Source organism: Dactylosporangium sucinum (genome assembly GCF_014647515.1).
GTDB classification, from domain to species: Bacteria; Actinomycetota; Actinomycetes; order Mycobacteriales; family Micromonosporaceae; genus Dactylosporangium; species Dactylosporangium sucinum.
The window spans coordinates 1-383 of sequence record NZ_BMPI01000192.1; the positions used below are offsets into that span (position 1 = coordinate 1).

The 383-nt window shown below is 75.5% G+C and carries 1 protein-coding gene; it reads left to right on the plus strand.

What is annotated here, in order from left to right; genetic code table 11:
* Positions 1–383, plus strand: a 383-nt coding sequence (locus tag IEZ31_RS55755; RefSeq protein WP_190258289.1) for a polyketide synthase dehydratase domain-containing protein, incomplete at both ends; no start/stop codon positions are given.

The following is a 383-nucleotide window of genomic DNA, read 5'->3' on the forward strand; positions in this document are numbered from 1 at the left end:
GAGCGGGTGCAGGTGCTGGCCGCGGCTGGGGTGCTGCACTGTGCCGGGGTTGATGTGGACTGGGCGAAGCTGCTCGGTGACGCCCGAGGCGCGGTCGAGCTGCCGACCTACGCGTTCGAACACAGCCGGTACTGGTCCGAGCCGGTGGTCGAGGCCGGCGGTGCCGGTCTCGGGCATCCGCTGCTCGGCTCGGCGATCGCCCTCGCCGATGGGCAGGGGTACGTGCTCACCGGGCGGCTGTCCCCGGCGGCCCAGCCGTGGCTCGCCGAGCACGCCGTGTCCGGCGTGGTGCTGCTGCCCGGGACGGCGATGGTCGAGCTGGCCGCGCGGGCCGCGCACGAGGCCGGCTGCGGTACGGTCCGCGAGCTGACCCTGCACGCCCC